Source organism: Globicatella sp. HMSC072A10, from assembly GCF_001811625.1.
Taxonomy (GTDB): domain Bacteria; phylum Bacillota; class Bacilli; order Lactobacillales; family Aerococcaceae; genus Globicatella; species Globicatella sanguinis.
The window spans coordinates 1-24,629 of sequence record NZ_KV805624.1; the positions used below are offsets into that span (position 1 = coordinate 1).

The 24,629-nt window shown below is 34.3% G+C and carries 22 protein-coding genes; 1 reads left to right on the forward strand and 21 read right to left on the reverse strand.

Annotated elements, in window-relative coordinates:
- The 7 genes from HMPREF2811_RS00860 to HMPREF2811_RS00890 all read right to left on the reverse strand — a co-directional run.
- The coding region (locus HMPREF2811_RS00860) for an Ig-like domain-containing protein (protein WP_071407692.1) at nucleotides 1-1,318 on the reverse strand (1,318 nt) is incomplete at its 3' end.
- Between the two features lie 774 nt (nucleotides 1,319-2,092).
- On the reverse strand, nucleotides 2,093-3,232 hold the full coding sequence (nspC, locus tag HMPREF2811_RS00865; RefSeq protein ID WP_071407709.1) for a carboxynorspermidine decarboxylase: 1,140 nt from the start codon (nucleotides 3,230-3,232) through the stop codon (nucleotides 2,093-2,095).
- A 10-nt stretch (nucleotides 3,233-3,242) separates the two neighbouring features.
- Nucleotides 3,243-4,442, reverse strand: coding sequence for a saccharopine dehydrogenase family protein (locus tag HMPREF2811_RS00870; RefSeq protein WP_071407693.1), 1,200 nt, complete (start codon nucleotides 4,440-4,442; stop codon nucleotides 3,243-3,245).
- 139 nt (nucleotides 4,443-4,581) lie between these two features.
- Complete coding sequence (gene speB, locus HMPREF2811_RS00875) at nucleotides 4,582-5,427, reverse strand: agmatinase (RefSeq protein ID WP_071407694.1); 846 nt, start codon at nucleotides 5,425-5,427, stop codon at nucleotides 4,582-4,584.
- 1 nt (nucleotide 5,428) lies between these two features.
- On the reverse strand, nucleotides 5,429-6,268 hold the full coding sequence (gene speE, locus HMPREF2811_RS00880) for a polyamine aminopropyltransferase (RefSeq protein ID WP_071407695.1): 840 nt from the start codon (nucleotides 6,266-6,268) through the stop codon (nucleotides 5,429-5,431).
- Between the two features lie 316 nt (nucleotides 6,269-6,584).
- Nucleotides 6,585-8,009, reverse strand: a complete 1,425-nt coding sequence (locus tag HMPREF2811_RS00885) for an aminotransferase class I/II-fold pyridoxal phosphate-dependent enzyme (protein ID WP_071407710.1) — start codon at nucleotides 8,007-8,009, stop codon at nucleotides 6,585-6,587.
- A 908-nt stretch (nucleotides 8,010-8,917) separates the two neighbouring features.
- A complete protein-coding gene (locus tag HMPREF2811_RS00890; protein ID WP_071407696.1) occupies nucleotides 8,918-9,577 on the reverse strand; it encodes an HAD family hydrolase in 660 nt (219 codons plus the stop codon).
- A gap of 174 nt (nucleotides 9,578-9,751) precedes the next feature.
- Here HMPREF2811_RS00890 and HMPREF2811_RS00895 point away from each other — a divergent pair, with 174 nt between their 5' ends.
- The gene (locus HMPREF2811_RS00895; RefSeq protein WP_071407697.1) at nucleotides 9,752-10,762 is read left to right on the forward strand and encodes a YeiH family protein; all 1,011 of its coding nucleotides are present in this window, start codon (nucleotides 9,752-9,754) and stop codon (nucleotides 10,760-10,762) included.
- A 392-nt stretch (nucleotides 10,763-11,154) separates the two neighbouring features.
- Here the strand turns inward: HMPREF2811_RS00895 and HMPREF2811_RS00900 are convergent, their stop codons facing one another.
- The 14 genes from HMPREF2811_RS00900 to HMPREF2811_RS00965 form a co-directional block, all read right to left on the reverse strand.
- Nucleotides 11,155-11,826, reverse strand: coding sequence for a fructose-6-phosphate aldolase (locus tag HMPREF2811_RS00900; protein ID WP_071407698.1), 672 nt, complete (start codon nucleotides 11,824-11,826; stop codon nucleotides 11,155-11,157).
- 11 nt (nucleotides 11,827-11,837) lie between these two features.
- Entirely contained in the window at nucleotides 11,838-12,473 is a 636-nt protein-coding gene (locus tag HMPREF2811_RS00905; protein WP_071407699.1) for an HAD family hydrolase, read from the reverse strand.
- 46 nt (nucleotides 12,474-12,519) lie between these two features.
- Nucleotides 12,520-12,879: a PTS glucitol/sorbitol transporter subunit IIA gene (locus HMPREF2811_RS00910; RefSeq protein ID WP_071407700.1), complete on the reverse strand. Its 360-nt coding sequence runs from the start codon at nucleotides 12,877-12,879 to the stop codon at nucleotides 12,520-12,522.
- A gap of 17 nt (nucleotides 12,880-12,896) precedes the next feature.
- Nucleotides 12,897-13,898 carry a PTS glucitol/sorbitol transporter subunit IIB gene (locus HMPREF2811_RS00915; protein ID WP_071407701.1) on the reverse strand — a complete coding sequence of 334 codons (1,002 nt, stop codon included), beginning with the start codon at nucleotides 13,896-13,898 and terminating at the stop codon, nucleotides 12,897-12,899.
- A 13-nt stretch (nucleotides 13,899-13,911) separates the two neighbouring features.
- Nucleotides 13,912-14,457 carry a PTS glucitol/sorbitol transporter subunit IIC gene (locus HMPREF2811_RS00920; protein ID WP_071407702.1) on the reverse strand — a complete coding sequence of 182 codons (546 nt, stop codon included), beginning with the start codon at nucleotides 14,455-14,457 and terminating at the stop codon, nucleotides 13,912-13,914.
- Nucleotide 14,458: 1 nt separating this feature from the next.
- Nucleotides 14,459-14,941, reverse strand: coding sequence for a transcriptional regulator GutM (locus HMPREF2811_RS00925; protein ID WP_071407703.1), 483 nt, complete (start codon nucleotides 14,939-14,941; stop codon nucleotides 14,459-14,461).
- Nucleotides 14,938-16,794, reverse strand: a complete 1,857-nt coding sequence (locus HMPREF2811_RS00930; RefSeq protein WP_071407704.1) for a BglG family transcription antiterminator — start codon at nucleotides 16,792-16,794, stop codon at nucleotides 14,938-14,940. The genes HMPREF2811_RS00925 and HMPREF2811_RS00930 overlap by 4 nt, the downstream gene beginning before the upstream one ends.
- 7 nt (nucleotides 16,795-16,801) lie before the next feature.
- Entirely contained in the window at nucleotides 16,802-17,602 is an 801-nt protein-coding gene (locus HMPREF2811_RS00935) for an SDR family oxidoreductase (RefSeq protein WP_071407705.1), read from the reverse strand.
- A 730-nt stretch (nucleotides 17,603-18,332) separates the two neighbouring features.
- Nucleotides 18,333-19,124 (reverse strand): TatD family hydrolase, encoded by a 792-nt coding sequence (locus HMPREF2811_RS00940; RefSeq protein WP_071407706.1) that lies wholly within the window; start codon nucleotides 19,122-19,124, stop codon nucleotides 18,333-18,335.
- A gap of 28 nt (nucleotides 19,125-19,152) precedes the next feature.
- Nucleotides 19,153-19,275, reverse strand: a complete 123-nt coding sequence (locus tag HMPREF2811_RS11825) for a hypothetical protein (protein WP_256388695.1) — start codon at nucleotides 19,273-19,275, stop codon at nucleotides 19,153-19,155.
- Between the two features lie 204 nt (nucleotides 19,276-19,479).
- Complete coding sequence (locus tag HMPREF2811_RS00950; RefSeq protein WP_371441393.1) at nucleotides 19,480-20,232, reverse strand: tRNA threonylcarbamoyladenosine dehydratase; 753 nt, start codon at nucleotides 20,230-20,232, stop codon at nucleotides 19,480-19,482.
- 668 nt (nucleotides 20,233-20,900) lie between these two features.
- Entirely contained in the window at nucleotides 20,901-22,262 is a 1,362-nt protein-coding gene (locus HMPREF2811_RS00955; RefSeq protein ID WP_071407708.1) for a CapA family protein, read from the reverse strand.
- A 104-nt stretch (nucleotides 22,263-22,366) separates the two neighbouring features.
- Nucleotides 22,367-23,521, reverse strand: coding sequence for an ATP-binding protein (locus tag HMPREF2811_RS00960; RefSeq protein WP_246829782.1), 1,155 nt, complete (start codon nucleotides 23,519-23,521; stop codon nucleotides 22,367-22,369).
- Nucleotides 23,522-23,786: 265 nt separating this feature from the next.
- Nucleotides 23,787-24,380 (reverse strand): uracil-DNA glycosylase family protein, encoded by a 594-nt coding sequence (locus tag HMPREF2811_RS00965; RefSeq protein WP_210386528.1) that lies wholly within the window; start codon nucleotides 24,378-24,380, stop codon nucleotides 23,787-23,789.
- Nucleotides 24,381-24,629: the final 249 nt, after the last annotated feature.

Here is a 24,629-nt window from a genome sequence, read left to right on the forward strand (position 1 = left end):
GAGTAGCAGTTTTCTCTACTGTCATACCTGGTTCTTGAGGTGAGTTAGCCATATATAGGGTATTGCCATCTAAATACGTTCCTTCTTTTGTATTATATGTAGTTACAACAGCTTCCCCTTTTTCATCAAAACTTAACTCCGCATAAAACGACTCATCTGTGACATAGCCTGAAGGGGCTTTTGTTTCTTTTATCGTATAGGTTACATTAGTTTTTAAACCTGTAAATATCACTTTACCTTCAGCATCAGAAGTAGCCGTATGAACCTCAGTTAAATCATAATCATTAGTTGCTGTAAACTCCGCACCTGCTAAAGGATTTTTCGAAGTATCAAATTTATGAAATTCATAGGTTGCTTCGTCAAAATCCGCATCCGCTTCTGCATTTAATGGATAAATAAACGCATTAGCCGTTACCCAAGAACCTCCTGCTTCAATTTTAGCGGAGTTTTTAAACGCATCTTGAGTATTGGGATCTCCTTTAGTATAAACTTCAATAATATATGAATCTCTTCCTGAATCTAAGTTTATATTAAATGATCCTGCTGAGACATTAGCACCACCTAAAAATTCACCTAATTCATAACCTAAACTTTCATAGACTGTTGTAGCAGTATAAACTTTATAAGATTCAATCGTCATGTTGCCTGACTGCACTTCATCAGTTAAACTTAACACTGGCATATTAGCTTGTTGTGGATTAACAATAATGACCCACTTATGTAACCCAGTCTCTGGATCATATGAAACTGGATATTTGGCTAAACCACGGTTAAAGAAACCACTATTTGTAAATTGGATATTGGATTTTGCAGTAATAGTCTTATCACCAGTTATAAAGTTGAAAGAATATTCCCCAGAACCCTGTGTAAACTCACTTCTGTCAGCTTCACGTTCAAAAGATAAGGTTCCTTTAATATTGTTATATTTTGTAACATTATCATTCAAAGTTACTGTGACAGTTCTAGTTGTAGCATCAATGTCCATCGTCCCGATTACAATCCCATTGGCGGACTTGACAGGGATATCAGTATCGTTTCCTATTGAAGATAGTTTCTCATCGTATACTATCGAAAAGCTATCTCCTGGTTGCACAGTATCAGGAAGTGTAAACTCTGCGTAAACAGAGACATTATGATCATTCGAACCGTCTCCACTTTCGAAATTTTCATCCATTGTGACATTCGTAACGATATTCTCGCCTGAAATATCTTCAGCATTTGCTAGCAAGATTTCTTTACCTGTGAATATCTGAAAAAATAAAAATAAGAAAGTTATCAATTTATGTACATGATAAAACCTATTTTTTCTATACTCCATGCTCTTCCCTCCTAAAAATCTTTTAAATAAATAAAGAGTCTATTTTTATAATGTATTTAATCCACTTATTATTTTAGAACATATTTGAATCGAATTTTCTATCATTATCTAATTCATCATTTTGATAAACTTTGTTTGTTACAAGCAATGTAGTTTTAAACAATAAGTTCTGGTTTATAATTATCTCATTTTCTAAGATTAAAATAATAATTGTGGTTGAGACCGAAGTTCCTTCGCAAATTATCACTACAAACAACATTACTAATGAAATAATTCTTTTTCGAACAAAAGTCAGATTCAGTATTTTAATACTTGCATCAGATGCACATTATACAAATTCCATATAGTAAAGTAGATTTCACACTATTATACATAATAAAAATAAATTATATTAAAATTTATTAATCATTCCCCCTTTAAAGCTAAATGATTTATAGTACGTCAACTTTATTTTTAGACTCCCTATCAGTTTAAAAATAGCATAGCAATAAGCTTTTATCAATATTATTTAGTATTCTTAACAAATTCTTAAAAAGTTAATATTACATTTGCTGTTTTTTGTTCACTAGATTAAATTTAGATTAAATTTAAAATTTAATTTAACAATCAGAAAGGAAATTGCAAAACGATGATTGTAACTTAATAGGTCTGCTTTTCCTAGATAAAAATAAATAACAGCATCAAGTCTTCTTCATTATAAGAAAATTCAATGCTGTTATTTTTTATTCACTTAACTATAGCGAAGTTATCATATAAAGAAATGAGCCACTTTCTTTATAATCTTCTTTTAAACTCATGGTAGTCGAATTGATTAATGATGCTGAGGTTATTTTGAGGGTCAACTGCCATAATTTTGGCTAAGGGCATGCCATTAAAGGTATTGGTCTTTACCATCGAATAGATTGCCATATCACAGAAGATAAGCTTGTTACCGATTGCGAGTGGTTGGTCAAACGAATAAGTTCCAATGATGTCCCCTGCTAAACAAGTAGGTCCGCCAAATTGATAGGTATAAGATTTTTCATTGGGTTGTCCTGAACCAATAATATGTGGTCGATAAGGCATTTCAAGTACATCTGGAATATGACAAGTAGCAGACGTATCTAAGATGGCGTTGGTAACGCCTTGATTATGCGTAATGTCCAATACCGATGCGACTAAGTAACCCGCATTTAAAGCGACGGCTTCACCTGGTTCTAAATAGACGGTCAAGTCATATTTAGTCTGCATATGATGAATTAAGCGAATTAAGCGTTCCATATCATAGCCCGGACGGGTAATATGATGGCCACCGCCAAAGTTTAACCACTTCATTTGATATAATAAGTCCCCAAATTGGGCTTCGACGGCTACTAAAGTTGTCTCCAAATCATCAGCGTCTTGTTCACATAAATTATGGAAATGTAAGCCCTCAATCCCTGTTAAATCTTGTCCTTCAAAGTCGGTGACTAAGATTCCTAAGCGCGAACCTGGTGAGCAAGGATCATAGATTGCGTGCCCTTCTTGGGTGGAAACATTGGGATTAACTCTCAAACCAAAACTAGCCTTTGTTTGATTCTTTAAGTGCTTAAATCGATTCCATTGTGTAAAGGAGTTAAACACAATATGGTCAGCAATAGACAATAATTCATTTATTTCCTCATCACGAAATGCCGGCGAATAGACATGAACTTCGCCTGGGAAATGTTCATGTCCTAAACGTGCTTCATAAATCCCTGAAGCGGTCGTACCATCTAAATATTCTGCCATCATCGGATAATAATGATACATCGAGAAGGCTTTTTGAGCGAGTAATATTTTACACCCCGTCGCGCTTTTAACTTCTTGTAAGATTTCTAAATTATGACGTAATAAATTTTCTTCGACCACAAAGGCAGGCGTTGCCACTTGATCAACGGCCCATGGAATGTTCATCTCCGTCATCTTAGTCCACCAATACAGGGTTGAAGTCTTCTTGCCAAGGTAAGCCCCATTCATTTAAAGCGTCCATAAAAGCATCAGGGTCTAACTCTTCTACATTATGAACACCAGGTTTGGCCCAGGTACCATTCAAGACTAACATGGCACTAATCATCGCCGGTACACCTGTCGTATAAGAAACGGCTTGCGAACCAACGTCACGATAACATTCTTGATGGTCACAGATATTGTAAACATAGTATTTCACTGGTTGGCCATCTTTAGTTCCTTGATAGATACAGCCAATATTGGTTTTACCGACGGTACGCGGACCTAAGGTTGAAGGGTCTGGTAAAACTGCTTTTAAAAATTGAATTGGTACAATCTCACGTCCTTCGAACATAATTGGTTCGATCGAGGTCATCCCTACATTTTCTAAACATTTTAGGTGTGTTAAATAAGATTGACCAAAGGTCATGAAGAAACGAATCCGTTTGATGCCTTTAATGTTTAAAGCTAATGATTCTAATTCTTCATGGTGTAATAAATACATATCTTTTTCGCCTACTTGGTCGAAGTGATATTCACGTTTGATTTCCATAGGTTCAGTTTCAATCCACTCGCCATTTTCCCAATAAGAACCTTTGGCAGATACTTCACGGATATTGATTTCTGGGTTAAAGTTAGTCGCAAATGGATAACCATGGTCGCCGCCATTACAGTCTAAAATATCGATGTATTCAATTTCATCAAAATAATGTTTTTGTGCGTATGCGGAGAAGACGCCTGTGACACCTGGATCGAAGCCTGAACCTAAAATAGCGGTAATGCCTGCTTCTTCAAATTTTTGTCGATAAGCCCATTGCCATTTGTATTCAAATTTTGCTTCATCTTTTGGTTCATAGTTTGCCGTATCTAAATAATGCGTTTTGGTAGCTAAACACGCATCCATAATGGTTAGGTCCTGATATGGTAATGCTAAGTTGATGACGATATCGGGTTGTTCTTGTTCGATTAAGGCGATTAATTGATCCACATCGTCCGCATCAACTTGAGCTGTGGTAATAATCGTCCCTTTTCCATCTAGTTTTTCTTTTAATGCATCACATTTTGACTTTGTACGCGAAGCAATACATAACTCTGTAAACACCTCACTATTTTGCACACATTTATGTGCCGCAACGCTCGCAACGCCACCTGCTCCGATAATTAATGCTTTTGCCATTTTCATTCCTCCTTGGTTCTTATCTATATTATTTTATTTTTGGTCTCTTTTATATTATTGATTAACTGATTCTTTGTCTTAATACTATGCTATTGTTATTGAAAGCGATTCAGAAAGCATTTTGTTTAACTAAATCAAATTAGTTAAAGGCTAATAAGATTTCTCGTATGATTTTGGTTGCTAAAGCAGTTGATGCCCCACTCAAATCATAATGTGGGGATAACTCATTTACATCAATTGCCACGACATTTAATTGGGCAATATCGATAATCGCTTTTAATAAGGTCATAAAGTCAATGCCTCCGGCTTCTGGTGTACCCGTTCCTGGAAATGAAGAAGGGTCTAAGACATCAAGATCAATTGTTAAATAAACGGGTTTATCTTTTAAATCTGCTATCGCTTTTGGTAAGCCACTAAGATCAAATTTCGTTAAATGCGTATGTTCATTCGCAAATTCGAATTCCGCTTTTTCACCAGAACGAATCCCCAATTGGTAAATCCGGTCATCGCCTACAATATCCCAAAGACGCCGGATAATCGTAGCATGAGATAATTCAGCACCTAAGTATTCCTGACGTAAATCCGTATGGGCGTCTAATTGAATCACGCAAACATCGGGGTATTTTTCAGCGACTGCTCTAAATTGACCTAAAGTCACTAGATGTTCGCCACCAATCATTAACGGTCTCTTCCCTGCTGCTAGAATTTCACGAGCATGATTTTCAATATCTTGTAAGGCTAAATCCACTCTGCCGAAAGATAATTCTAAGTCTCCAGAATCAAATATTTTCACTTCTGATAAATCTTTATCCTGATAAGGACTATAAGTTTCTAAACCAAAAGAGTCATGGCGAATCGCTTTCGGCGCAAAACGAGTGCCAGGTCGATTCGAGGTGGTTGAATCATATGGTGCACCAAAAATGACGGTAGTCGCTTCTTCAAAGCTTGCATCGCAAGCGATAAAGGTTTCTATATTAGGTTTCATATTAGGACAACTCCTTTAAATAATTAGGTAAGGCAAAAGCTGCTTGGTGTAAAGGCAAATTATAATAAATGGTTTCAATCTGTTCGCGGTTAAGACGGACATTGGCTTCATCAACTTGCCAACTCGTTCCTTTAGAAGAAAAACCAGCTAAGATATAACCTGCTGCATAGGACGGTACTGAAATCATATACGTCTCATTGATTGGAAAAACTGCTTTTAAGCGACTCATAACATGTTTAAATGCTTCGACATCTTCGTTATAAAAGCCATTTACTTGTTGTGACAATAATATTCCTTGTTCTGTTAAAGCGTTATAACAATTACCGTAAAATTCACGGGTAAATAAGGATTCATTTAAACCAAAGGGATTGGCTGAGTCGACAATAATTAAGTCATAAGTATTTTCACAGTGGCGTACAAATTTTAAAGCATCCTGAATGTATAAACTTACTCGCGGATCATCAAAACAGGGTCGGGTTTCTGGTAAATGTTCTTGGCAAATTTCGACTAAGCGTTGATCCAATTCTACTACATCAATATTTTCAATCGATTGATACTTTTCTAATTCACATAATACGCCACCGTCGCAGCCACCGATGACTAAGACATTTTTTATGTTGGGATTAGCTGATAGTGGGACATGCGCCATCATTTCAGAGTAGAAATACTCATCTTTCTCCGTCGTAATTAACTCGCCATCGAGCGTTAAAATGCGACCATACTCTCTCGAGTCTAAAACCGCGACATGTTGGTATTCCGTTTGTTCGGTGTGGACGACTTTTTGCACATTAATGCCTAATTTGACATCTTCTTGATGATAATCATCGAACCATAATTCCATATTATTCCCCCTTTGATGTTTGTTGGTTGGTTTGGGTATGTTGTTGCTTTGCTGGCTAGGATATTGATAGCCTGTTTTGATTTTTGCTTGAGCAATTTATTCTGCGAATGGATGAGTCGCTAATTTAATGGGTTGGTATGCAAGTGTTGCGCTCGCATCATAGTTAGTGCTTTTGTTCCATTCATTAAAAGGTTAAGGAACGCTTTTCTTAAGTTTCGTTGCAAAAATATATTTAGCGACTTGATTAGTACTAGGTTCACCCCATTATAATGCTTGCTTCACGACTTGCTTAGTACTGGTTCGGCCATTACATTGCTTATTTCACGACTTGAATGTTTTGTAAGGTTGGGTCTTCCGTTCCCATTAAGAAACATCCTTTGGCACGAGCATACTCAATATGATCGATGATTTCTTGAGTAATGAGTTCTCCTGGCGCCACAATCGGAATGCCTGGTGGATAGCACATGACCATTTCGCCGGCAATTCGGTTGACACTTTCAGCTAACGGTAGTGGATATTTTTCTGAGAAAAAGGCTTTACGTGGTGAAATAGCCACCTCAGTTTTCGCAATATCAAAGACTAACAAGTCTTTCTTCGTTCTCTTAAAGCGACGACGAATTTCGGCTAAGGCACTTACAAGTCGTTCAATATCATGGATTCGATCTCCTACAGAAATATAGGCTAAGATATTGGCGGAATCGCCAAACTCAATTTGGATATCATATTCATCACGTAATAAGTCATAGACTTCAATACCTGTTAGTCCGGTATCGGTGGTTTTAATACTTAATTTGGTTTGGTCAAAGTCAGCAATCCCATGACCGTCAATAATTTCTTTTGAATAGGCGTAATAATCACCGATCGCATTAATTTCATTACGAGCATAATCAGCCAATTCTTGAACCTTATTAAAGGTAGCTGCCCCATTTAAAGCCAAATGGCTACGTGCTAAGTCTAAACTGGCCATTAATAAATAAGAGGCGGAAGTGGTTTGAGTCAAGGTAATAATATTTCTGACATATTCCGGATCTATTTCATTATTCACTAATAAAAAAGAAGATTGGGTCAAAGAGCCACCTGATTTATGCATGGAAACAGCAGCCATATCGGCACCGGCAGCCATTGCTGAAATCGGTAAATGCTTGCCGAAATAGAGATGGGTGCCATGGGCTTCATCGACTAATACTTTTAATCCATGTTGATGTGCTAGGTCGGTGATGCCTTTTAAGTCGGACGCAATGCCATAATAGGTCGGATTATTCACTAACACAGCTACTGCTTCTGGATGGTTTAAAATCGCCTGTTCAACGTATTCAAGTGGCATACCGGTTGAAATTTCTAATTCAGCATTATAGGGCGTTTCCACATAGACTGGAATGCTACCACACATGACGAGGGCATTAATCACGCTTTTATGTACATTGCGCGGTAAAATAATTTTTTGTCCTTCTTTTACTACTGAATAAACCATATTTTGTACGGCCGAGGTGGTGCCATTGACCATAAAAAAGGCATGCTTGGCACCAAATGCTTCAGCCGCTAATTGCTCGGCTTCTTTAATGACCGATACAGGATGACTTAAGTTATCTAATAATTCCATTGAATTGGCATCCATCGTGATGGCTTTTTCACCAATAAAAGCTTTTAGCTCACTATTTGAACGACCTCTCTTATGTCCAGGCACATCAAATGGCACAATACGTCGTCGCTTTAATTCATGTAATGCCTCTACGATCGGCATTCTTGTTTGATCCAATCTATTTCACTCCTTTGGGTTAACCGTTTATGATTCTTAATAAGTTGTCAAATTTTGGTAGTTTTATATTTGAGCCTGCTCATTCAAATACGGATGCGGTGATTGCATTGATGAGACTGCTCAATTAATTGCGGATGCGTTTGTTGCAATAGCTTCGTTCAAATATAATTGACTACCCTTTGTGTCTATTTTTTACAAAAAAATAGACCAAGCATTTTCTGCCTGGTCTACAATTATCTACATTCGTTTTTAATAAATTAAAAATACGTAAACTCTTATGAGGACACACGGAACCCCTTAAAGTTCATTTGTAGAACGAAGAGTCTATATAGCGCAATACTTTTACTACTCTTACTATCGTTTTCACAAGCACAATGCCTCAACATTATGTTATAAAAAATTTGAGTCGACAGATAACTATCCATCTCTTCAATAGACCCCTTAAAGAGTCCGTTTACTACTTCAAACCTGTTCTTAATAAACAGCAATAAGTTTGGCAAAAGTGTTGACTCGCCGCTCTCGTTCGCAGTGTTCGTTCACTGACATGCTAAATATTAACATTCAATAAATAACATGTCAATTGTATTTTTAGTTTTATTTTTATATGGGGATAAGTGTTCGTGTTTTTAAGCTTCCAATTCGATGCGTAGGCTAATGTTTAGAAAGCTCGTAATTTTAGGGTGGTGGTTTGATTTATTTGCGCCACACATAAGCTTCTGCATTTTATGATATTTTAAAGACGTGTGTTTTTAATTTTATGGAAATGCGTCCCGCTTTTATGATAAGAATTAGCCGTTTTACACTTGGTTATATAATACTCACCGTAATCCTTCATTTTCAAAAGCTAAAATAACCCCTACCGCAACACAATACGATAGGGATTTGCTTGGCATTTATTCACCATATACGGTCTGGATTAACTGGTCCAAATCCAATTCATCATGATGATAAATTTTTTGGTCGACCATCGATAGGTCTTGCGCAGGATAATGGGTGTCGATGTAACCGATACAGTACATGCCCGCTGCTTTAGCGGCCCGAGCGCCATTGTGTGAATCTTCAATGACGATGCACTGTGAAGGTTCCATTTCCAATAATTTGGCTGTGTGCAAATAAATCCCAGGGTCTGGTTTAGATAAATTAATCGCTTCACCACTCACTAAGAAATCAAAATAGTCTTGTGCATTTAATACATCAACGGTTTGTTGAATTTCTTTCATTCCCGATGAAGAGGCGATGGCGAGACGAAAACCATGGGCTTTTAATCTCTTTAATAAATCTAAAATCCCTGGATAAAAAATGAGCCCGTCATCCTCATCCAATTGTTCCTTATAAGCCATCATTTTTTCAGTCAGTTCAGCCGGTGTACTATCAATTTGGAAATCTGCAATAATTCGAGTCCAAGTATAAGTATTAGTGGTGCCAATAAACTGGTTGGTATACTCTTGATCAACTTCATGACCATAATCGTTGACAACGCGTTGAATTGCTAAGGCATAATACTTTTCAGAGTCAATTATTACCCCGTCCATATCAAAAATAAAAGCTTTCATGTGCTCCTCCTCGTGTTAATTTTACTTTCATTTTACTGTAATGTTAAGCTTTAATAAAGCTAAATCCATTTTATAGGGATACTTCTCTTTTCAAAATTTTTAGGAAAATCAAGTGTCTTTTTCACTTAAACTTTGTTAAGATTAAGCTATGCTTATTAAAGGAGACGATATGCAGTGAAACAATTTATTACAAAATTACCAGGGCTAGCCATCGCTTTATTAGTAGCCTTGGTCGCTTGGTACCTTGGTAAATTATTCCCTTTAGTCGGAGGACCCGTCATCGCCATTTTTCTAGGAATGCTACTCAATCAGTGGGTATCCAACCAATCACAGTTCACTGATGGTTTAAATTTTAGTTCAAAATACATTTTACAAACAGCCGTCGTGTTATTAGGATTTGGCTTGAATCTCAATCAAGTGCTAAAGGTGGGATATAGTTCGCTACCAATTATCGTAAGTACGATTTTAACCTCTTTATTGATTGCGTATCTTGGCTATAAATTATTTAAAATCGATCGTGATACGGCGATTTTAGTCGGTGTTGGCTCTTCAATTTGTGGTGGTTCTGCGATTGCGGCAACGGCACCGGTTATTGATGCGGAAGAATCCGATGTGGCACAAGCCATTTCAGTCATCTTCCTATTTAATATTTTGGCGGCGATCCTGTTCCCCATTTTAGGGCAAATATTAGGCTTATCGAATGAAGGGTTCGCGATATTCGCCGGAACAGCGGTTAATGACACCTCTTCAGTGACAGCTACTGCGACCGCTTGGGATGCGATTCATCATTCCAATACACTTGATAATGCCACCATTGTTAAACTAACCCGAACACTGGCAATCATTCCGATTACATTGGTTTTATCTTATATCACTAATCGCCAAACAAGTAATGGACAATCATTCAGTTTTAAACGTGCTTTTCCTAAATTCTTATTGTATTTTGTACTCGCATCCTTATTCACAACCTTATTTGACAGCTTAGGCATTAACATGGCCCTATTCAGCTCATTCAAAACTCTGTCTAAATTCTTTATTATTATGGCTATGGCTGCGATTGGTATGAAAACCAATATTAGCAAATTAATCCGTTCAGGTGGTCCCGCTATATTATTAGGTGCCCTTTGTTGGATTAGTATTACGATTGTGTCTTTAGTAATGCAGTCATTAATGGGAAGTTGGTAATAGGTCGATACGTGTTTATCAGGGAATGAATAACGAGTAACTAGATAGCTCTTGAATCATAATGTTTAATTTTAAACTGATAGAGTCGTGAGCCATTATTCTTAATAATTAGCAAAAAGAACCTTGAGTCATAACGCTTAGTTTTAAACTGATAGAGTCATAAGTCATTATTCTTAATGATTATAAAAAGAACCTTGAATCATAACACTTAGTTTTAAATAGAGAGATTATAAACTCTCGTTAACCGCTAGAACCTTACCTATGAAACCTATTTATGCGAAAACTAGCCTAAATATGCCTCATTCCGATTATCGTAATGTTTAAAATACAAACAGCACCCCTTCATGATGTGGACACTAACTGTCGCACAGTTGATGAGGTGCTGTAATTTATTATAGTATTGAATTGCGGTTATGAATAGCGTACCAGTCGTTTGAAAAATCTTTTACTGCTTGTACAATATTAACATCAGCTACAAGCTTATCTAAAACTTCAGTGCCTAATGTAACATATTCAGAGCCTGAATTTACTGATTCTAATACTTGATAAATGTTTTTATAACTTGCACCTAGTATTTTACTTGAACTACTACTATTAATAATATTTCCATTTATCTGAGATACTACTTCAAACGGGTTGGTACCCAAATTTTGCATTCGATTAATATAAGGAGCAATAAAATCAACATTCCATTCTGATGCTAAAATTCCTTGAATACTTGAATACACTGCCGTTGCTGTTATTTTTATTTGTTCCTCTTTTAATTTTTTTATTGCCATTAACCCATTTCTGCTAACAGGAATTTTAATAAAAGCTTTTTCATCTACCTTTTCTAAAATATTAAATGCATCTTCTAATATTCCATTGTAACTATCAGATATTACTTGAATATGTAAACTTCTATTTGTTCCTATTAACTTACGAATATTTTTCATATGATCGAAAAAATCAATATTTCCTTCTTTTTTTAATATGCTAGGATTAGTGGTTACACCCTCGATAGGTAAATATTCTAAATATTCTTCAATTTTCGATATATTTGCTGAATCTATCAATAATTTCAAATTTTTCCCTCCTAATTGTCTAATGAAAAACCATCAAACTTATCGATAATTAGATCGGTTGCTGATAAATCTTGTTTAGGATAATCTGGATTTTCAAAACCAATGCAATACATTCCAACGGCCTTTGCTGCTAATGAACCATTTTTAGTATCTTCAAAAACTATACATTTTGATGGTTCTATATTTAATAATTCAGCGGTCTTTAGAAATACGTCTGGGTGTGGCTTAGAATTTTCAACTTCCTCACCACTCACTAAACACGAAAAATATTGTATTAAATCTAACTCATGTAAATTTCTAATAATTTCATGCTTTGGAGATGATGAAGCAACAGCTAATTTATTTCCTTTAGAATAAATGTCTTTAATAAATTTTTGTACCCCTTTTATCGGTTTAACTCCATCTCTTTCAATCATTTCATTTCTTTTTCTATTCATCTCAGAAATATAATAATCTATCCCTTTTTCTAAATTTAATTCATTTTTCATTGTTGACCACATATATTCATATGTTGTACCCATAAATTGATATTGATAGCTAATTGGCATTTCTTTTCCTGATTCTTTTAATATTTCCGTTTTGGATTCCAGATATGTATACTCTGAATCAACTATTACACCATCCATATCAAAAATAACGTATTTCATCCTAATCTCCTTTACTCTAATTTTCTTATAAATGAAATTTTACGTTTTATTTGTATAAAGCAATTTCTGTTCCTATTTGAATGTCATCAATTTGCTTATCTTCAACGTATAATGTTCCTGCCAATTCTGCTACTTTTTCACCAGTAAAACGAATCGTTATATGTCCTAGGTCTTCTAAGTTCTTTTTAACAGCATTTCCCACTGCTGTTACGATATACTCCTGATTATTAATTCGTAATTTCATTCCTGGTTCAATTTCTCCATCTAAAGGATTTACAATTATATTGAATGTATAATCAGCTAGTTCAGCTGGTGCATTTTCCCCAAATAAAACAACCATTTTTTCTTCAATAAACATTTTTGCTTCCGATCCAATATTAACGACTTTTGTTTGATAAATTGCCATCTAAATCTTCCTTTACACTATTGATATAATCCAAAACTTGCTAACCATGCGACTAAAACTCTAGGTACTCCATTTAAGAATCTTGAATATAACACTGCTGGAACTCCTACTTCAACTGTTTTTGATTCAGCCTCAGCTAAACCTAATCCGACCGGAATAAAATCACATCCATTTTGGGTATTAATTGCAAACAATGCAGGTAATGCTAAATGTGGTGGAATTATACCTTTTCCAATTTGCACACCAATTAAAGTTCCAACTATTTGAGAAATTACCGCTCCAGGTCCTAATAATGGTGATAACACAGGGATAGAACATACAAAACCAATCAGAATTAGTCCCCAAATATTGCCTGCTAATGGGGCTAAAATGTTCGCTATCCACGTACCAACACCTGATGCTTCAATTATTCCAATTAACATTGATACGAAGGCCATGAATGGAATGACTGTATTTAACATAGTTTGAACAGCTTCTCTAGCTGCCTGATTAAAGATTGATACTACTTTACCTGCACCCATACCAATTTTCGCAATTAATCCAGGATTCGTAGTCTGCTCCGTAATTTTTTTAGTCGTATCATATTTACTTATATTTGGTGTTTCATTATTAACATTTGCAGTTGTTAGTTCAATCTCATTTTCTTCAGCTAACTGGATTTGATTTAATCCTACATTTGAAACATAAATATCTTCAGTAATGTATTGAGCTAGTGGTCCAGCTTTTCCCGTTGCGATAACGTTTAATGTAGGAATTCCTTTTTTTGGATAAATTCCACATCTTAAAGTACCACCACAATCAATAATCGCAAGTGCTATTTGATCATCAGGAATAGATGTTTTAAATCCATTTACTGCTTCCATCCCTGTTAACTCTTCAATTTTATTAGCAATCTCTGGTTTTTCACCACCACCTACAACGTAAATAAATTTATTTCTCTCCTCAGTAGGTGTGATAATTAAAGGTCCTCCAAATCCACCATTTCCCTTAGTTACCTTAATACTTTTATAGGTTGTCATATAAAAATCTCCTTTACGCTTTTACTGTTTTTTCTAAAACGACACCTTGTTGTTTCATTAATCTTTCGGTTATGAAATCTGTCGTCCATCCACCAATAGCATTCATTACCAAACCTACTAATAAATATCTAATAGCTAATTCAGCGGTGTTTAATCCTAGAGCTTCAATACCTTGAGCAATCCCAAGCCAAACAAATAATTCGCCTGGATTAATATGTGGAAAAACACCATTGCTTGTATGACAAAATTGCATTTGTGATGCAATAAATCCTGGTTTATAAAATTCTGGAAGGAATCTTCCCATGGTCATAGACATTGGATTACCTAACATAAATGCTGAAACAAAAGGTAAAATCATATATCTTGTTATCCAATTTGAATTTGAGGCTTCAGCTAATTTATTAACACGCTCTTCTCCTAATAGTGCTACAAAAGCATTCATAGCAACCATTAAGATAAGTACTAGAGGGACAATAGATCCCATCCAACTTATAAATGTGTTTGCACCTGCCTGGAATAAAGAAATAAATCCTTCTGCAAATTTAACTAAAAAATCCATATTATACACTTCCTTTTAATTTATTTAAGAGCTGATTGGTTTTTAATTTGGTATTGAAGACTAAATCCGATAGTGGATCACGAGTCTGATTCTCTTCATAATCGCCAATTTCTAATTTTATAAATAGGTCTCGAGCATCTTCCATTGCAATCTGTGTCAACTTATTTTCTTTTCTCACTAATGGATGCTTAGAATCAATAAAATGTAAATCTTGTCCAATATATTGAGTTAAAGGTTTAAACTTTGCTATCACTGAAATTCCTTGCATTTTCTGAGCCTCGATGATTTTAGCACTTTCATCGATAGCGAACATAACAATAGTTCCTGAAGAAATTTTTCCTGGTCTCGTGCCAATTGCTACTTTTCCTTTTTCTCTAAGTTGTTTATATACTCTATTAAAATGTTTAATTTGAGATAGTCCAAGAATAAATTGCAATAAGTATGCTCCTAATGCTAGCAAACTTAATAAAATTACATGATTCATTTCATCATTCCTTTACTAAAATAACGATTAAATTCTTCAACTGAATCCATTCTTATTATTCGTTCTTTTAATTGTGGATTTTGTCCAATTCCAAATATAAAATCATATAAATCTAATAAATCATTATCATCATTTTGAATATTGTTTGGAATAGCCACTAATAAAATCAATTCAACTGATTCATTATCTAAAATTACTGTATTTTCTAATACACCTATTTTTATTATTATTTTTTTACTAGTATAGTTTAATTCATGAGGGAAAATAATACCATTATTGTTAAGTACTGGAGCTTTTCGATTAAATAATCTTTCCTTAAAGTCATAGTCAATTAATTTTTCTTCCCTTAATTCTGAAACCATTTTTGTAATTACTTCCTCATATGTTGAGGATGAATATCTATTTAAAAAAACTAATGTCTTATCTCCTAAATTATTTCGATCAACTTTTAATTTTCCCCATTCCAAAGCAAGGTAGTCGTCTTTAAAAATATTAGTTAATCTAATAGTCGGAATTTCTTGAGGAATATTTTTTAACGGTATAGTTGTGATAATTGCGAAATATTTTGATAAGTCTTCATTTTCATAATTACTTTCAGAAAATTGTACAATTTTAATATTTTGACCTACTACTTTTTCAATTTGTCTACGGATCATACCAGCCGTTGCTTTACCTGTATTACAAATAATCGCAATTTCCTTTTTGGCTTTTTCTCCATCACTAGTTTTACTATCCAATTCATAGTAAAAAGCAAGAAAATTAGCTTCTACATCGCTTATGTGTGAATTAAAATACGTTTTTAAAACTTTTAAAGTATCTTTTGCTAACCGATAAGAGAAAGGATATTTCTTTTCAATTTCTCCATGAAATATATCTTCTATTTGATAATTGAAAATTAATCGATTATTCAAAAATGCAAGGTGTTTAGACAAGTCATTAAAAAAATTATCTTCATCAATTTCAATCATAAAATAATTTTTTATTGTCCCCATTATTAATTGAAATGACTCTAGGAGATAATCATTCTCCATTAATTGACTAATAGAAATATTAATACTATTTCCGTTAATACATAAAGGAAATGTAATAAAATCTTTTTCATATTCATTCAAAGTAATTGTAAATTCCGTTTCAATATAAAGTATTATTTCGTTATACAACTGAGAATTCTTTATATAATTCACATATTTTGGAATAGGTTTAGTAAGATGTTGATTGTTTCTAATCCTACAAATCGTTAATTCTAAAACTTTTAAAAGAAAATGAGCATCTTGTTTTCGAAAAGAATATTTATTCTGTAATCCGAGAATCATATCAATATGTTCTTGATTAATATTCTTAAATTCAAAAAAATCAATACAATGATAAATTCCAAACAACCTTAAGTTTAGCTCTTCCCCTTCTAATTTTATTCCTTTATTTGGAACACTAATAATTTGTACTCCATAATCATTTGTTAACTTCTTTATTGTTTTTAAATCATTACTAAATGTCCCTCTACTTACGCCTAACTCTTCAGATAGGTCTAAGGTAATTATATACTTTTCTTCTTCTAATAATCGTTTAATGATATAGGCTTGACGTTTATCCGACGAATTAAAATCTGTTTGGAGTTTTATTGATCCACCCATAATTCTTTCAAATTCTGAATAATTGAGTATCTCAATTCTAAAATAATTGTTTTTCTCAGTAATATGAGCTATTTGGCTCATTTCACTGTTTAACTGATTAATTGAGTTTTTGATTGTCTGTTGAGAATTTTGTAAATAATTTTCTAAATCATTGATAGAGACTGTATCATTTAAGAGTAAATAATTTAATAATTTATACCAACGATCAATTATACTCAACATGAATCACCTACCCTCTTGTTTTTCCTCCTGCGATGTTTAATGTCACACCTGTAATATAACTTGATCTTTTAGATAACATGAAACAAACTGCATCTGCTACCTCTGATAATTTACCTGATCTTCCCATAGGAATTGTACTTGTGTTAGAATATCCTGCTCGAAGTTCATCAACAGTTTTATTTCTAGTATATGCTAGTGCTTCTTCATAACTTAATGTTCTTAAACCAGTTTCTTCCATAATTCCAGGAGCTAAACCTACCACTCTAACATTTGATTTTCCTAATTCTTTAGCCCATGAACGTGTAAAACTATATACAGCCGCTTTAGTTGCAGCATATCCTGATTGGCCCTCCGAACCTTCTAATCCAGATTCAGAACCCATATTAACAATAACTCCCTCTTTTTTTTCGGCGAGAATTCGTCCCACTGCTTGAGCGCATAGATACAGCCCTTTTTGATTAATCGATACCATTTTGTCAAAAATTTTATCATTCAATTCATATTGACTCTCTGGTTCTTTTGTATCAATAAGTAACGCTGGTATATTAATTCCTGCGTTATTTACTAAACCATCGATAGTTCCCCATTTCTCAACAACTATTTTTACTCCATTTTCAACAGCTTCTCTTGATGAAACATCAACATTGACAAACAATAAATTTTCATGCTTTAAATCGCCTTCGTTAATATCAAAATTTGCAACTTTAATGTTTTCTTTTAACAATCCTTCAACAATACTTTTTCCGATTCCTGAAGAACCTCCTGTAACAACAACAACCTTATCCTCTAATTCTAACCAACTTGTCATGAAATTTCTCCTTTCGTCTCTTATTAACTTTAGTATATTAATAAAGCGCTATATAATTAAGCCAGACTTTTTTATCATTTCAAAAAATTAACTGTACGATTGGGAAATTTTCATAATAAGCACAGAAAAACTAAAATAGTCACCTTTGTATTTGTACTGCATCCATAAAGTTTTATTTCTGATTGGTGCTTGATTCTTGCGTAAAAATATGGTATCACGTTTTTTAGATATTTATTTCTTACACCTCAATCTGAAAGTGTTTCTCATTTTTTTCAGTTTTTAGATATATCACTCACTAAATCCTTCTGGGCACCCTAAAGGTTTTGAAAGATCAACAATACCTTATTCATGATAAATACAATTTAATTTAGCATTAGTGGATACATTTTTAATATGACAGTATTTCGTGTTCTTATGTTAGGACAGTTCGTGTTGAGGTCTATATACTAATACAGAATATTTAAAATCATCCTAAAAGTCTGTTTTTTGTATATTTTTAGGAATCCTCTCAACCCCAAAAGACTGAACTGACGTAAACATTTTTATGGTAGGCTCTTTGATTTAATACTATTATCGATAAAGTTCGATTAAACTTTCAAACTCATCCATTAATAGCTCTATTACTATTACTACTAATCTAATTTAAAATTAAGTTTAGTCATTAAATACCCCCTTCATCCGTGTCCGAATTTAGAGGGTAGAATATATTTCTACTTAACTAAGTATTATATTATTTTCCATAAACCTTCTGCTGATTTTTCATGATCACTTCTAACATTTCTTCATCTCGCAAAGCTGATAAATCCTCAACCAGTTGTGGTAATGTTATTTTCAAGGCTGAAATTAAAGTTAGTATGTCACTTTCTAAAGTTATTTTATGACTAGGCCAATCGGTTTCCAATAATAATCGCTCTCGTGGGACTTGAGTGACATAGGCCCGCCCTTTTTTAGTGGTTAACATACGAGAGTTAATTGATAAATAACATCCCATCTTAATTAAGCGGGTTAACTCATCACTCGTGCCACTGAACCAATGAATAATGGGAATGATATTTTCTTTCATGACATGACACGCTTCTAAAATATCTAAAACTACTGTCACGGATCGAACAGCATGAATCGATAAGATATACGGTTCTTGGCTATTTTGAGACTGACTTATAACTTGTTGGATGAGTTGCTTAAAAATACTTATTTGTAAGGCTTGAGGTACAACCGCTAATCGCTTGTCACTAAAGTCTAGCCCTATCTCGCCAATAAGATGTGTTTGTGATACCCATTTTTCAAACACTACTAACTCGCTTTCAGCCTGTTGTTGATTTTCAATCCACCAAGGATGAAACCCCAGTGAAACCTTATCAGGCTTAATGTCTTGCGTGATTAATCGTTCATAATCGGACGGTAGGACGGTTTGAGCCACCAGCTCCAACGATGCCTGTTCCATCTCCGTTAATAATTGTTGCCGCAAATGATCCTCTTTAATAAAATCAAAATGAAAATGCGTATCGATTAAATTGGTCATCCTCTCACCACCTTGAATTTGAAGTTAATTATTTCTCAATCGACATGCCGATGACCATGCCCAATAACATCCCTATAGACACACCTACGGCCAGATTGTCTTCACCTAAAAATGTTACGATGGCCGTTCCTAAACCCATACCGATAGCCATTCCTTCAGCCATATAATTTTGTTGTTCACTCGCTTCTTTCTTAGCGGTTTTTTTGTCGAATTTAGGTCCACTTTAAACGCCGCCATTTTGACGACCATTACAGCGCAAATCGCAACTAAGATTAAGGACAATAAAATTTTAATCGTACTCATTTATCTTCACTCCCCCCTTAAATAAAGTAAGTATCCATTTTAACTAACTGTCTTATTCTATGATTTTAGGAATGCCGTCATAGTCTTCCAAGCCTGCTAAGCGACGGATTACCTTACTTGCTAAAGTCATCCCCATAATCGGTGGCATATAACTAGTAGAACCTAAGGTATCAGCCTTTTTCACACTGCCATGACTTTCGATTTTGACCGCTTTTTCCTTTGAATAAAGCACTTCGACACCCTTAATGGCTAATTCTTTACATTCTAAACGAATGGTCTTTGACATCCGACAATAACTGGTGTTTTCAATATAATCAAATAATAACTGACTTGGATCTAATTTATTCGCCGCTCCCATTGATGACAATAGCGGCACTTGATGTTCAATACACCACTGAATAATCGCGACTTTTCCGTAAAAATGATCAATACAATCAATGACATAATCTGGCTTGGGTAAGGTCGCAAAATCCGGTTCAATATTTTGGGCTCGGACAAATTTTTGCATTGGATAAACCTGACAATAAGGATTAATATCGTGAATCATTTCCGTCATCACTTCCGTTTTGGGACGTCCAATGGTCGAGGTAAAAGCAATCAGCTGACGATTAATATTGGTAATATCTACCACATCACCATCGATGACGATTAAATTTCCAATGCCCCCACGCGCTAATGCCTGGGCACAACTAGCCCCCACGCCTCCTAATCCGACAACCATCACCGTAGCATTTTGTAATTTTGTTAACCATTCGTCCTTTAAAATTAAATTCAATCTTGCGAACCGTTCATTCTTCTCTTGCAAATTAACCATCCTTTATTTTTCAACTACTCTTAATCATAACCATCTCGCCATCGTCATGCAACAAAAATTAATGAGAAAATAAAGACTCTTATTTCAGTTAAGTTAGTGTTTGGCTAGCACATTTCAAATGCTAGCAAATTTTGCTATTATTCCAACCAGAGTCAGGAATCAAACCAGTTGAGTGACCATTTCAAATGCTAGCAAATTTTGCTATTATTCCAACTTTCTAAACTCACCTACCATTTATTTATGCACAACCTTGTGAAATAAACTATCCTTCATTGTGCAGTAGTTTTAATTTGATCAAAGCTATTTTCAAAAAAATAAGCGTGTCTCATTTTGAGACAAATTATGTTGAATTATTAAGAAAAGTTTAAAAAAACCGCTCAAAAAAATATATTTTTATGAAAATGAAAACAAATGTCAAAAAGTGCCGTTTTCATGTCTCAAAATGAGACACTATTAACGATGTTAACTAAATAAAAAATTCCATAAATTGCGAAAAACTCAATTATATTCCTAAATGTAATGCTTTCATCATTAAAGGAGCTCATCTATGAAAATAAGTGCTTGTGAATTGGTAATATTACATTGTGAATGTAAAAAAGCAAGAACTAAAAATTCTAGCGAATTTCTGTTTCTTGCTTACTTCAAAATATATTTATAAATTAGCGTTTAATCGCTTCTGATTCTTTAGAACCAATGGTTTCAAGATGAGTCATGACTTTCGCATCCGCTTCAAAATAATTCATCCGTTCTTTAATTGTCTCCCACCATAATTCACCGTCTGGGATTTGATATAAATTATAATCCGCTAATGGCACCACTTGATACATTTTTTCTGCTTCGATGCCTAAATTAAAAGTGGGCATGAATTTTGGATTTTCGACTTTCACCTTACCTTCAGCATCTTTCGTAAAAGTTACTTCGGTGATGCCACCTAATTTATTATCAAGTTCTCGTTGCCCGGTTAGGAAGCTAGCTTGAGAATAAATCGCAAAAGTTTGGTCGCCATTATACCAATCGTATGGTTGTACACAATGCGGATGCCCCCCTAAAATTAAACTCACTCCCGCATCACTCAATGCTTGATAAATATAAAACTGTTCATCATTTGGTAAAGTATCGTATTCACCACCTAATTGCAATGATACGACAATCGCATCCACTTGTGGTTTTAATTTTTCAATTTCCGCTAACATCACCGGTAAATCAATTAAATTAATCAAATATTCTTCACCAGGTGGTACTGGTACGCCATTCGTTCCATAAGAGTAAGCTAAAAAGCCTAATTTGATACCATTTTTCTCTATGATACGAGGAGTTTGATAATCTTCCCAAGATTCATAACTACCATAATATTTTAGACCGGTATTTTGAATATTTTTAAGTGAAGAATAGACACCTTGACTGGACCAATCCAACGTATGGTTAGTGGCATTGGATAAGATATCAACGCCAATATGTTTTAAATTACCCAGAATCGCATTGGGCGCATTGAAGTTAGGATAGCCTGATACAGGTAAATCGGGATAGGCAGCAATAATTTCCATATTCGCTACGGTTACATCCGCATATTCGGTAAAGGGTTTGATATAGTTCAGCATTGGCATAAAATCAAAATCAGCTTGTGAATCAAAATCAGCTTCAGTAAACCCTTCTTCAAGCATTGCTGTCTTAGTTTGTTGATATAAATCAGAATAAGTGTCCGCCATCCAAGAAACGCGATCATGGATTAGGACATCTCCTACCGAACGTAAAACTAATCGATTGTCTTGCGCTTGGTACGGTTGTACACTCTCTTTCGTTTCTAAACCGTCAAACAAGAAATCATAGGATTGATTTTTGCTTTGTTCTTGCACTTGAGCTTCGGAATTGGTACTTTCTTCAGTCGTTGTCTCTTGATGTGAGCCGGTCTGTTCACTCGTTACCTCTTCAGCCGAAATAGATAACAACGGCATAGTCATAGCATTGATTACTAATCCGAATAATGTCACTTTGATTAAATATTTTACCAGATTGTTTTTCATCTAAGCACTCCCTCTAAACATTGATGTAATATATAGTAGTATCATACCATGAATAACAGCCGTTTCCATTTGTTTTATAAAATTTTATCGCGGTTATTAAAAATTTAGGAAAGAGTGAATAAGTCTGTTTCTAATAACCAATCGACTACGTAAACCACCCTGATTCTATCTATATCTGATACATCCTCATAGCGTCCTGTAATTAATACTTTTTGATAATTATCTTTTAATAATAATAGATTATCAGTTTCATTTGTGTTAGATGGGATTTGGTGTGTGACTTGATAATAAATGGTAGTATCAGGTTTTCTGGCAATAAAATCAATTTCTTTATCATCAATTCTTGCAATAGAAACTTCATAGCCTCTTCTTAACAATTCAATATATACAAGGTTTTCTAAGCGGTTCCCAAAATTTCCTCCTTGAAAACTCACTGCTTCATTTCTCAATCCATTATCTATCATAAAATATTTCGAATTTTGTTTTAAATAATTTTTTACTCTAATATCATAGGACTTAGCTTCATAAAATAAATAGGCGTCTTGTAACAATTCTAGATAACGATTCACCGTATGATTTGAAATAGATAATTTTTCTGATTTTAAAATATTAGCAATTTTATTTGAATTTATCATTTGACCAACATTATCTGCTAAAAAACTGACCACTCTTTTTAAACTAAACGTATCTCTGATTAATCCTCTATCGGCAATATCATTTAGAATAATTGAATCATGTATACCTGAAAGAATAGTTGTTTTTATTGTCTCATCTGAATAGACAACACTTGGAAACCCACCATATCGTTCATATTCTTTGTACATCAAATCAACTTTTCGACTTTCAATCGCAATATTTTTACTTTCTAAAAATTCTTTAAAAGAAAATGGGTAAACAACAATTTCAACGTATCTACCACTTAATAATGTTGCTAATTCGCCAGATAGCAACTTAGCATTAGATCCTGTAATCACGATATCACAGTTAAAGCTGACTCTAAGACCATTAATTACTTTCTGCCACCCATCTACCCATTGAATTTCATCTATTAATAAATAATATTTCTGAGATTTATTTTTTATCCTATTTAGTAATAGTTCTAATAGCTTGACTTCATCTTTTACATTCAAAAACTCAAAAGCTTCTAAGTTAATATAAATAATGTGTTCAGGTGAGATTCCTTCTGAAATTAAATAATCTCGGTATTGCATTAATAAGACTGACTTCCCAGAACGCCTTACACCCGATATAACCTTAATAAAATCACGATCTTTAAACTATTTTAATTGATTTAAATAACTATTTCTTATGTACAATTATTTCACCTCTTTTATATTGGAACCATAATTCCAATTACATCAATAAAAACCAAAAGTTGGAACCATAATTCTAACTTTTACTAAATATATTTTCAATTGGAAGTGTAGTTCCAATTTCAAGTCATAATAAAAGATTAAGTAAAGATTATACTAATCGTTTTCAAATAAAAACGCTCTCCTTAGAGAGCGAGTTTAAGTACTAAGTTCATTCCACTATTTCCTTTACCCTATGTTGTAACTCTGGGATTACTTCTTCTTCAAACCAAGGATTGCGCTTCATCCAGCCAATATTCAAGGGGGACGGATGAACTAGTGGCAGGAACTTTGGTAAATATTCTTGATAATGTCGTACGGTTTCCGTTAAGGTTCGTTTTCGATGATTGCCTAAATAATATTTCTGCGAATAAGCTCCAATTAGAATAATTAATTCAACGTCGGGCATTAATTCCAGTAGTTGCGGATGCCATTTTTCAGCAAAGCCTTTACGTGGTGGCTTGTCACCCGATTTGCCCTTTCCTGGAAAGTAAAAATCCATCGGTACGATGCCAAACTTTCCTGATTCATAAAAAACTTCACGATTAACCCCCAGCCAACTACGTAATCGATCGCCACTAGGGTCATTAAAAGTCTGTCTTGATTCCTGTGCAAGACGACCGGGTGCTTGTCCTACTAATAGTATTTTTGCGGTTGACGGTGCTACAAAGAGCGGTTCAATCCCTTCTTGAGTGTAGAATTGATTCATTTCATCCGCCATGATTTCTTGTACGACTTGTTTGATTGCATGATTATGTTGATACATATTTCTCACCTCTCGTAATATATATTTAGAAGGTCATTTCACACCCTTCTGATCGTCTCTGTTTCTCTTGATTTACCGAACATTATGTCATGGATAAGGGGCTATCCGTTGTCAGACTGGACGATTTCGAAGAAATCGAACAGGATGACAATGGCAAGCAAGCGAAGCGCGCTAGCTCAGCCTCATTTCAATTCATAAAATGTTCAATTGTCCCTTTATATTGCTTGGTTACTGTGAGATATTGTAGGA

Coding starts and splice junctions, on each gene's coding strand:
- nspC (WP_071407709.1), bottom strand. CDS start 3,232: ATGAACATTCCATGGGCCGTTGATCAAGTGGCAACGCCTGCCTTTGTG.
- HMPREF2811_RS00870 (WP_071407693.1), bottom strand. CDS start 4,442: ATGGCAAAAGCATTAATTATCGGAGCAGGTGGCGTTGCGAGCGTTGCG.
- speB (WP_071407694.1), bottom strand. CDS start 5,427: ATGAAACCTAATATAGAAACCTTTATCGCTTGCGATGCAAGCTTTGAA.
- speE (WP_071407695.1), bottom strand. CDS start 6,268: ATGGAATTATGGTTCGATGATTATCATCAAGAAGATGTCAAATTAGGC.
- HMPREF2811_RS00885 (WP_071407710.1), bottom strand. CDS start 8,009: ATGCCGATCGTAGAGGCATTACATGAATTAAAGCGACGACGTATTGTG.
- HMPREF2811_RS00890 (WP_071407696.1), bottom strand. CDS start 9,577: ATGAAAGCTTTTATTTTTGATATGGACGGGGTAATAATTGACTCTGAA.
- HMPREF2811_RS00905 (WP_071407699.1), bottom strand. CDS start 12,473: ATGAAATACGTTATTTTTGATATGGATGGTGTAATAGTTGATTCAGAG.
- HMPREF2811_RS00910 (WP_071407700.1), bottom strand. CDS start 12,879: ATGGCAATTTATCAAACAAAAGTCGTTAATATTGGATCGGAAGCAAAA.
- HMPREF2811_RS00915 (WP_071407701.1), bottom strand. CDS start 13,898: ATGACAACCTATAAAAGTATTAAGGTAACTAAGGGAAATGGTGGATTT.
- HMPREF2811_RS00920 (WP_071407702.1), bottom strand. CDS start 14,457: ATGGATTTTTTAGTTAAATTTGCAGAAGGATTTATTTCTTTATTCCAG.
- HMPREF2811_RS00925 (WP_071407703.1), bottom strand. CDS start 14,941: ATGAATCATGTAATTTTATTAAGTTTGCTAGCATTAGGAGCATACTTA.
- HMPREF2811_RS00930 (WP_071407704.1), bottom strand. CDS start 16,794: ATGTTGAGTATAATTGATCGTTGGTATAAATTATTAAATTATTTACTC.
- HMPREF2811_RS00935 (WP_071407705.1), bottom strand. CDS start 17,602: ATGACAAGTTGGTTAGAATTAGAGGATAAGGTTGTTGTTGTTACAGGA.
- HMPREF2811_RS00940 (WP_071407706.1), bottom strand. CDS start 19,124: ATGACCAATTTAATCGATACGCATTTTCATTTTGATTTTATTAAAGAG.
- HMPREF2811_RS11825 (WP_256388695.1), bottom strand. CDS start 19,275: ATGGCTATCGGTATGGGTTTAGGAACGGCCATCGTAACATTTTTAGGT.
- HMPREF2811_RS00955 (WP_071407708.1), bottom strand. CDS start 22,262: ATGAAAAACAATCTGGTAAAATATTTAATCAAAGTGACATTATTCGGA.
- HMPREF2811_RS00965 (WP_210386528.1), bottom strand. CDS start 24,380: ATGTATCAACATAATCATGCAATCAAACAAGTCGTACAAGAAATCATG.